Annotated in this window: 9 protein-coding genes; 8 read left to right on the top strand and 1 reads right to left on the bottom strand. The window is 36.2% G+C overall.

All coding sequences use genetic code 11. The annotated features are described in order from the left end of the window. Positions 1 to 163: 163 nt before the first annotated feature. The gene (locus KQI76_RS11965) at positions 164 to 1,189 is read right to left on the bottom strand and encodes a C40 family peptidase (protein WP_216400367.1); all 1,026 of its coding nucleotides are present in this window, start codon (positions 1,187 to 1,189) and stop codon (positions 164 to 166) included. Between the two features lie 148 nt (positions 1,190 to 1,337). Between KQI76_RS11965 and KQI76_RS11100 the strand changes: the two genes are divergently transcribed. From KQI76_RS11100 to msrA, 8 genes are all read left to right on the top strand, one after another. Further along, on the top strand, positions 1,338 to 2,297 hold the full coding sequence (locus tag KQI76_RS11100) for a thymidylate synthase (RefSeq protein ID WP_216400368.1): 960 nt from the start codon (positions 1,338 to 1,340) through the stop codon (positions 2,295 to 2,297). A 15-nt stretch (positions 2,298 to 2,312) separates the two neighbouring features. Next, on the top strand, positions 2,313 to 2,801 hold the full coding sequence (locus KQI76_RS11105) for a dihydrofolate reductase (protein WP_216400369.1): 489 nt from the start codon (positions 2,313 to 2,315) through the stop codon (positions 2,799 to 2,801). An 11-nt stretch (positions 2,802 to 2,812) separates the two neighbouring features. Then, on the top strand, positions 2,813 to 3,031 hold the full coding sequence (locus KQI76_RS11110) for a YozE family protein (protein WP_216400370.1): 219 nt from the start codon (positions 2,813 to 2,815) through the stop codon (positions 3,029 to 3,031). Between the two features lie 79 nt (positions 3,032 to 3,110). Continuing rightward, positions 3,111 to 4,265, top strand: coding sequence for an exonuclease SbcCD subunit D (locus KQI76_RS11115; RefSeq protein WP_216400371.1), 1,155 nt, complete (start codon positions 3,111 to 3,113; stop codon positions 4,263 to 4,265). A 1-nt stretch (position 4,266) separates the two neighbouring features. Next, complete coding sequence (locus KQI76_RS11120; RefSeq protein WP_216400372.1) at positions 4,267 to 7,377, top strand: AAA family ATPase; 3,111 nt, start codon at positions 4,267 to 4,269, stop codon at positions 7,375 to 7,377. Between the two features lie 41 nt (positions 7,378 to 7,418). Further along, on the top strand, positions 7,419 to 7,661 hold the full coding sequence (locus tag KQI76_RS11125) for a DUF2584 domain-containing protein (RefSeq protein ID WP_253288918.1): 243 nt from the start codon (positions 7,419 to 7,421) through the stop codon (positions 7,659 to 7,661). A gap of 150 nt (positions 7,662 to 7,811) precedes the next feature. Beyond that, positions 7,812 to 8,369 (top strand): YqfQ family protein, encoded by a 558-nt coding sequence (locus KQI76_RS11130; protein WP_216400374.1) that lies wholly within the window; start codon positions 7,812 to 7,814, stop codon positions 8,367 to 8,369. A 56-nt stretch (positions 8,370 to 8,425) separates the two neighbouring features. Beyond that, positions 8,426 to 9,415, top strand: coding sequence for a peptide-methionine (S)-S-oxide reductase MsrA (msrA, locus tag KQI76_RS11135; RefSeq protein WP_216400375.1), 990 nt, complete (start codon positions 8,426 to 8,428; stop codon positions 9,413 to 9,415). Positions 9,416 to 9,503 lie beyond the last annotated feature (88 nt).

Consider the following 9,503-nt stretch of genomic DNA (forward strand, 5'->3'; position numbering starts at 1 on the left):
TCCATGAGAAGACCTCTTTTCAAATGTTAGTCGCGAAACTTACATTTATATTAGAGTGTCTTCTCTTTTTTTGTCTAGTATTTTGATTTAAGTATCATTGAGAAACATTATACACATACAAAATAAAAAGGAAGGGAGAATGACATCAAACTTTGGATCAGGATTAATCAATATAAATGCGGCGACTTCCTAAATATCTAGTAGCCCAATATTCTTCCTCAAGACCAGAAGTGGTCACACCCTTAGATTCACTCGCATGTATAAATTGGCCATTTCCAAGGTAAATACCAACATGGGAAGGCCCCTCCTTATATGTTTCAAAAAAGACTAGATCACCAATCGATGGTTGATCGACATGAGTTGTTTGATTCCAAATTTCTGAAACGGTTCGTGGAATTGTGATGGTTTGTTGTTGAAAAGCATATTGAATAAACCCACTGCAATCAAAACCGCTCGGTGAGTCCCCGCCCCATTGATAGCGTACGCCGGTTTGTGCTTTGGCTGCTTCGATTACTTTTTCAACTCTAGTGTTTGCATCGTTTTTCTTAATCGGTTCAGGTGCTTGTTCATCTAACTCCTCGTCTGCCTGTTCTGGTTCAGGCGGTTCAACTTCTTTTTCAATAGTTGATTCAGATGTGATGGTTTCAACAAGCTCTCTCGTTACAGCTGGCGTCTCCTCGAGTCCAAATGCCCGTTGTGCTTCTAATAGTGCTGTTTCTGTTAAAGGTCCAAAGATGCCATCAATCTCATCATCAAAGTAGCCTAGATAAAATAAAGCCCGTTGTAATGATTCAATCTGACTAGATTGATCACCATAGTATATTGGCTGATCAATACTTGTTAGTTTATTGAGATAATAGTTTTTTTCTGTTTCTATAATTGCTTGAATGGTTTGTCTATCTAAGGTTCCATTCGCGCGGATTGCATGATCTTGTTGGAATTTCTTTAATGCATATTCAGTCAACAAACCAAATTCGCCATCGATAGCATCATCATAGTACTTTAAATCATTGAGTTTATGTTGAATAATTCTAACCACAGCACTGTGATCCCCGTAAGCAATGTACTGTTCTCCTTCACCAATTAACCATTGACTTTGTAGCATGGGATAGGCATCAATATATGTGGCAAATGGTTGACTGAAAATGTAGCTATAAGCAACAGATTGCTTAATAATATTCTGAGCCATTAACGAAATGCCTCCTTTGAAATTAAGCTTAACGAAATCGATCTTAAATCATATATATTCAGTCTCAGGGTAATAAATGAATCTTGAACGTATTGTTAAAATTCTGTAATATGAATCTAAGGGATATGACTTATGGGGAGGAAAATAGATGTCAAAAAATGAACGAGCATACTTAGACCTATGCCAAACAATTTTAGCTCAAGGAAATAGCAAGGCAGATCGAACTGGAACAGGTACTTATTCAATATTCGGAGCCCAAATGCGCTTTAATTTACAGGAAGGCTTTCCCTTGCTTACAACGAAAAAAGTAAATTTTAAACTGATTGCAAGTGAGTTAATTTGGTTTATTCGCGGGGATACAAATATACAGTATTTATTAAAAAATAATAATAACATCTGGAATGAATGGGCATTTAAAAGATGGGTCGAGTCCGCTGAGTATGATGGACCAGATATGACTGATTTTGGCCGTCGTTCTTTAATAGATGAAAAGTTTAATCAACAATATCAACAGGAAATGGCTGCATTTAAAAAACGAATTATTGAAGATGATTACTTTGCCAAGAAATACGGTGATCTTGGTTCAGTCTACGGAGAACAGTGGCGGAAGTGGAAAACATCAACGGGAAAAACCATTGATCAATTAAAAGATGTTATCGAACAGATTAAACATAATCCGGACTCACGCCGGCACATTGTGACAGCTTGGAACCCGGAAGATGTTCCTTCTAACATGGCCTTACCACCTTGTCATGCATTATTTCAATTTTATGTTGCGGATGGGAAATTATCCTGTCAGCTTTATCAACGAAGTGCAGATATCTTTTTAGGTGTACCATTTAACATTGCAAGCTATGCACTTTTGACACATTTAATTGCTTTTGAATGTGGACTAGAGGTTGGGGAGTTTATTCATACATTAGGTGATGCTCATATTTATCATAATCATGTTGATCAGGTCAAGGAGCAACTTTCACGAACATGTTATCCATTACCACAATTAAAGATCAATCCAAATTTAACATCGATCTTTGATGTTGAACTATCCGACTTATCAGTAGAAAATTATCAATCACACCCAGCCATTAAAGCACCGATTGCAGTATAAGAGGAGAGAGATCAAATGCTAGCTATGATTTTTGCGCACGATCGTAATTATTTGATTGGCAAAGACAATTGGATGCCCTGGAGTATTCCAAATGATTTAGCTTATTTTAAAGAAATAACAAGTGGAAAAACCATTATTATGGGTAGAAAAACGTTTGAATCATTCGGGAAACCATTACCTAATCGGCACCATCTCATTTTAACGCGTAATCAAAATTATCAAGCTGAGGGCTGTGAGATCTTTCATGAAATGCAAAGCTTACTTGATTACATTGATCAGCGATCAGACGAGGAGATCATCGTCGTAGGTGGAGCTGACATTTATCAGTTATTTTTGCCCTATGCGGATCATCTTTATATCACCTATATTGATGAGGAATTTGAAGGGGACACTTACCTTCCTAAAATAGATCTAACTAATTGGAACTTAATTTCAAAGAAAAAGGGAATAAAAAATGATCAGAACCCCTATGACTATTATTTCCTTCAATATAATCGTAAGTAGGTGAAAAGACCATGAATTCTTTTTATAAATATATGATGCGCTTTCGTGGCGCTAAGAAATCTACAGATGAATGGAAACTAGCTGAATGGATTTATCAAGATCACGAATTTCCAAAACACAGTCAATCCTATGATGAAATCAGTCAGTATTTAGAATGGAACATCCCTTTCAATGATGCTATTTATATATTTGATCAATTATGGCAAGATTATTTAGAATTTAAAGATTAAAGTTGAAAGGAGAGTCAATGGGGAGCTGATCTTCCCTTGATTGTCCTTTCTATATTAAACGACAAGGAGGTAAGATTCGATGCGAATTTTACATACAGCAGATTGGCACCTTGGCAAAATCGTGAATGGTGTGTATATGACTGAAGACCAAGCAATTGTGTTAGAGCAATTATTTGAAGTGATCGAACAACACACACCAGATATTTTGATCATTGCTGGAGATATATATGATCGCTCAATTCCACCAAAAGAAGCCGTTGAATTATTAGATCAAACTTTCACTCGATTAATCAAGAGCTTTAACATCCCTATTCTCGTTATTTCTGGTAACCATGATAGCCCAGATCGCTTACAATTCGGCAGTCAATTGTTCCGAAATCATCAACTTTATATCGAATCTAAATTCAAACAACCAATTGAACAGTTAACGTTTACAGATGAAGCGGGACCTGTTCATTTTTATCTCATTCCTTATTTTGAACCAGCTGATGTTCAAGCATTTTTTCCAGAGCAAAAGATTCATACTTATCAAGAAGCAATGGAAGCAGTCATCGACACAATTACTACAACCATGAATCCTAATGAACGTCATGTTTGTATTACACACGCCTTTCTAGCAGGGGGGATGGAATCAGAGTCGGAAGATCGTCTATCGATGATCGGTGGTAGTCCCTACATTGATGTCGATATTTTTAAAGATTTTGATTATGTTGCGCTTGGTCACTTGCACCAACCACAGAAAATTAAGACAGAGCATGTCCAATATAGTGGGTCATTATTGAAATATTCATTTTCTGAGACTAACCAGAAAAAATCTGTGACATTGATTGATATGGATAGTAACGGATTGATAGACTATCAGCAAATCCCCTTATTGCCTAAACGTGATATTCGGGTCATTGAGGGCTACTATGACGATTTACTAAAGCAATCCATTTATCCAGCTACAGAAGATTATTTACATATTAGCCTATTAGATGATGGGCAATTGTTGGATCCGGTCAGTCAATTAAGGAAGAAGTTCCCTAATATATTACGATTAGAGAAGAAACTCAAACAATCTTCGCTTGGTTTAGGCCAATTAGAACGCGTAAAACAAAGAAAAAAGTTATCTGAAGTTGAATTGTTTGAAGCATTCTATTATGAGATGACCGATGAAAGACTAACTGAAACACGAAGAAATATTGTGACTAACGTTATTAACCAACTAACAAAAGAAGAAAGGGAACAATAAAATGCGAGTGTTAACCTTAACTTTATCAGCGTTTGGTCCCTACTTGGAAAAACAAGTGATCGATTTCAGACGACTAGGAAATGAATCGATCTTTTTAATCACCGGACCAACAGGTGCTGGAAAAACAACAATTTTTGATGCGATTTGTTACGCTTTATATGGCAAGGCAAGTGGTGCTGATCGAGATCATGATACCTTAAGAAGTGACTTTGCAACGAGTGATCAACCAACTGAAGTGAGTTTATTATTTGAACTCAAACAATCCCTTTATTTAATTAAACGAAGACCTAAGCAAGAACGACCAAAAAGTCGTGGTAAAGGGTTAATAGATGAGGCTGCAACCGCAAGCCTTTATCAGATCATTGATCAAGAAGAGAGACTATTGCATAGTAAAATTAAAGATGTGAACGAATCAATCGAAGACCTACTTGGCTTAGACTACGATCAATTTTTGAAAATGATTATGATTCCTCAAGGGGAATTTCGAAAGTTAATCAGTGAGAATAGTAACGATCGGGAAAAGATTTTGCAGAAAATTTTCCGCACCCATATTTATCAAAATATTACGGCCAAACTTCAACATGAAACAAAAGAACGACTTGATCAACTTAAACAACTCGAACAAAAAAGACTCGATCAGTTTAATCAAGTCGAGTGGGAAATAGGGGAGGAAATCCGCGAAGGTTGGACAAATGAAGAATATAACGAACAGTTATCATTATTGATTAAGCAAATCGAACAAGAATACAAAGAGCAAAAAAAGCGTTATCAAGAGATTAAAGACGGATACACTTTAGCTCAAGATCAATACCGAAAAGCAGAACAAACGGCCAAGGACTTTAGTAGACTAGAGGAACTTAAAAATCAATTAGAGCAATTGATAAAACAAAGTGACCAAATTGAACAATTAAAATTCAACTTTTCCCAAGCTGAGAAAGCCGCAAAAATCACACCATATGAGGAACAACTTAAAGTCCGGGAACAAGAAGCGTTAATTGAGAAAAAGAAAGCTCAAGATTTGTCAGATGAATTAAAACACGAAAGAGAATTGTTGGAACAACAGCAATCTAGCTTTTCTAAATTAAAGGCTGAGTACCAATTAAAACAAAAGGAACTTCAAGCTTTAGATGAACAGAAAAATCAGGGTGAGGCTTGGGCTAATGTCATCGAATTGGACAAATTAATTGATCAAAAACGAATGGATGAAAAAAGACTAACTAAAAAAGCAGCTGAACAACAACAAGAAAATCAAAAAATAAAGAGACAGATGAAAGCAATTGATCAGGCGCTAGAAAAGCAGTACGATTTAACTGAACGTTCACTAACATTAACACATCAGCTTGCAGTTGAACAGGAAAAATGGCAAAAGGCCAAGCGTCTAAAAGCAAACTTTAATCTCTTAATCGAGTTTGAAAGTGAATTTACCAAGATCAATTCATCTTATGACTTGATCAAGGAGAACTTGGAGATCGAAAAGAATCGCTTGAAACGTTACGAACATGACGAACGTCATTATATTGCGAGTCAATTAGCAAGTCAGTTAGAACCTGGCATCCCCTGTCCTGTATGTGGATCAAGTGAACATCCAAAACCAATAAGTAGAAGAGAAGGATCGATAAAGGCTGATGAAAAAGAAAGTTGTCTTGAAGCGATTGATGCGCTTGAACAATCACTTAAGCAAGTGCAGGAACAATTTATTGAAATAAAATCGAAAAAAGATACCCAAAGGCAATTAGTGATTGAACTCACTTCATTTTTCAACCTAACTATTGACGAGTTGAATGATCAATTAATTGCTAACAAGATTGTAGCTATGCAAAGGAATATTGATAAGCAAAAGGAAGCATTAAATACAATTGAAGCGGAAATAATTGAATTAAATCAAAAAAAAGAACAGAAGAAATCACTGAATGAACAACTTCAACAAGTGGAGCAGGAAGAGGAAGACTTGACGAACCAGTTACAACAGTCTGTCCGAGAATTATCAACATTAAATGGCGAAAGGAATTCTTATTTAAAAAATTGCCCGGAAACGGACTTGAGCTTTTCTGCCTGGCAAGAAAAACAAGAAATCAAACATAAAGCATTGGAACAATGGTTTCTTACCTTTTCCGACAAAGAAATAGAGTTTAATAAACTAAGCGAAAAAGTAAATACACTCGTAACAGGCTACCAAGCACAAGAACAATTTACAAAGCAATTGGAAAAGAGTTTTGCTAATGCTAAACATTTGTTTGATCAACAGCTCAATCAGATTGGTTTTTCAGATCAACAGTCATACTTAAGGGCAAAGAAATCAACAAAAGAACGTCAGCAAATGGAGCATCAAATCATACATTATCAAGAACAATTTGATCATGTTAACAAACAAATTCAGCAATTGGAGGAGCTAGTAAAAGATCAGGAAAAACCAAATCTAATCGTATTACGGAAGGAACTTGAACAACACCAAGAGAATTTTGAAAATATCATTCGTTTAATCGAACATTTAAAAGAAAAACAGTTGAAACATCAGGGAATACAGGCAACAGTGATGGATTTAACAAAAGCATTTAGTCAAACAGATCAAGAATTCCGCAATGTATCGGCTTTAGCAAATATGGCTAGCGGAGATAATCATTTAAAATTGTCATTTGAACGTTATGTCCTATCAGCCTTCTTAGATGAGATATTGCTTCAAGCTAATTTAAGGTTTGATCAAATAAGCGATCACCGTTATGTGCTATTAAGGAGCGAACAATTAGCTAAACATGGTGCTAAAAGTGGACTTGATTTAGAGGTGTATGATCAACACACCGGAAAAATCCGTTCAGTTAAAACACTATCGGGAGGTGAGGGCTTTCAAGCATCACTATGTTTAGCACTCGGAATGGCCGACGTTGTTCAAGCACATGCTGGTGGTGTTCAACTTGATACATTATTTATTGATGAGGGCTTCGGGTCATTAGATGATATCTCACTTGAACAGGCAATTGAAACATTAAAAGGACTGCAGCAATCCAATCGTGTTTTAGGTATTATTTCACATGTTAATCAGTTAAAAGAAGAAATTCATGCGAAATTAGAAATTATTGCAACACCGCAAGGATCAAGAGCTAGATTTAACCACTAGCTTGTTCCGATTACTTTTAAAAGGAGGTTTTTTAGTTGTCAATGCCATTAACACTCGAGTGGATACTCGTAACTGAAGGAAAAGAAGAACGAATATCAGATCAACCAAATAGTTTCACAATAACATTGAATGGCTATCGATTGTTTCCCGTTGAGCAGATGATTGAAATTAAACGTCACAAAGAAACGGATCAAATTGGATTTGGAAAAATTACTAAATTAACCTGGAGTAATAATCAAACGGTCTGTTACTATCGACTCATCTCACTTAATAGCGTCAATTAGTGACATTTTTTCTACTTGGAATGTCTGAATATCGTTAATCTTGCGCTTACCCGGGAAATAATTAAGTGAATTGGGCATCATTTAATCCGCACATTTTATTACTATTGACGTAAACTATTGTACCGGAAGAAATGAAAAGAGGGAGTAATAATGAAGCAAATTTCGCCAAACATAAATCATAGTGTTCCTTTTCAACCATATGGACAGATGATGCAATGGATGCCTTATCATCAAGTTCCTGCCCAATTGCCCAACCCGGGTGTACTAGCAGAAACAATGCAAAGTTCAGGTTTAATGGGTTTGTTAAAGAAACTTAATCCCTTGAGTGGAAATTTAGGAGAAACCCTTGACCAGATTCAAACGATCGTAAAAATGACTCAATCTATTACTCCGAAAATACAACAGTACGGTCCATTGATTAAAAATCTACCGAATATGCTCGCGCTAATGAAAGAATTTAATGATTCTGAAGATGACGAGCAGACCGACCATGACTCTACCGATGATGAAAAAGACTCAACTGACGAACTCGATAAAATACTAGGCATCCAACAAAGCGATGAAGAAGAAAAAAGTAATGACATTCCTTTAAAACAACCGTGTGAAAATAATCAAACGACGGATAATATTGGCGATAATCTATTTAAAATTGAAGCTTTGAACGATCAAGAAAAACCAGAGTATAATGCACCAACGCTCTATATTTGATTATTAAATAACTACATCTTACAATGAAAAAGAAAAGATGAAAGTGGGGGATAAAGTTGACAGAAAGTAATCAAGCACTCGCAACGTTTGCTGGAGGTTGTTTTTGGTGTATGGTTGAACCTTTTGATCAACAACCAGGTATTAACAAAGTGACTTCCGGTTACACTGGTGGGCATAAGGAAAATCCAACATATGAAGAAGTTTGCCAGAACACAACGGGACATTATGAGGCCGTTCAAATTAGTTATGATCCGGTCATCTTTCCATATGAGAAGCTAGTCGAGTTATTTTGGCAACAGATTGATCCAACTGATCCCGATGGCCAATTTAATGATCGAGGTCACTCCTATCAAACGGCAATTTTTTATCATGATCATCAGCAAAAACAAATTGCAGAAAAATCAAAGCAAGCCTTAATAGAGTCAGGTAAATTCAAACGCCCTATTGTAACTAAAATTCTACCTGCCCAAGTATTTTACCCAGCAGAAGAAGAACATCAACATTATTATAAAAGGAATCGTTTCCATTATAATTTATATAAAAAAGGATCCGGCCGAGAAGCGTTTATTCAAAGACACTGGAAACCACACTTTTCAAAAGAAGAGTTAAAATCAAGATTAACACCGATCCAGTATCAAGTCACGCAAGAAGGTGGGACGGAAACTCCATTCCAAAATGAATATTTTGATTTAGCGGATGAAGGGATTTATGTAGATATTGTTAGTGGGAAACCTCTATTCTCTTCATTGGACAAATATGATGCAGGATGTGGATGGCCAAGCTTTACAAGGCCTATTAATCATAATGAACTAGAGGAAACTCTAGATACATCGCATGGTATGCGCCGGGTTGAAGTTAGAAGTAAAACAGCTGGTAGCCATTTAGGACATGTCTTCGATGATGTGCCAGTTGAGGCAGGGGGTAGCCGTTACTGTATAAACTCTGCCGCCCTGAAGTTTATTCCGAAAGATAAACTTGAAAAAGAAGGCTATGGAAATTACTTAAGCTTATTTAACGTAGATTGTAAAATTAAGCTAGACAACTAAAAAAGTCATTTATGATACACTCTTACTATACTTCCACCACGAAGAATAGGAGTGATCATAAATGACCTACACCCATCTTACCACGGAT

Origin of the sequence: Amphibacillus sp. MSJ-3, from assembly GCF_018919165.1 — a bacterium.
Lineage (GTDB): Bacteria > Bacillota > Bacilli > Bacillales > Amphibacillaceae > Amphibacillus.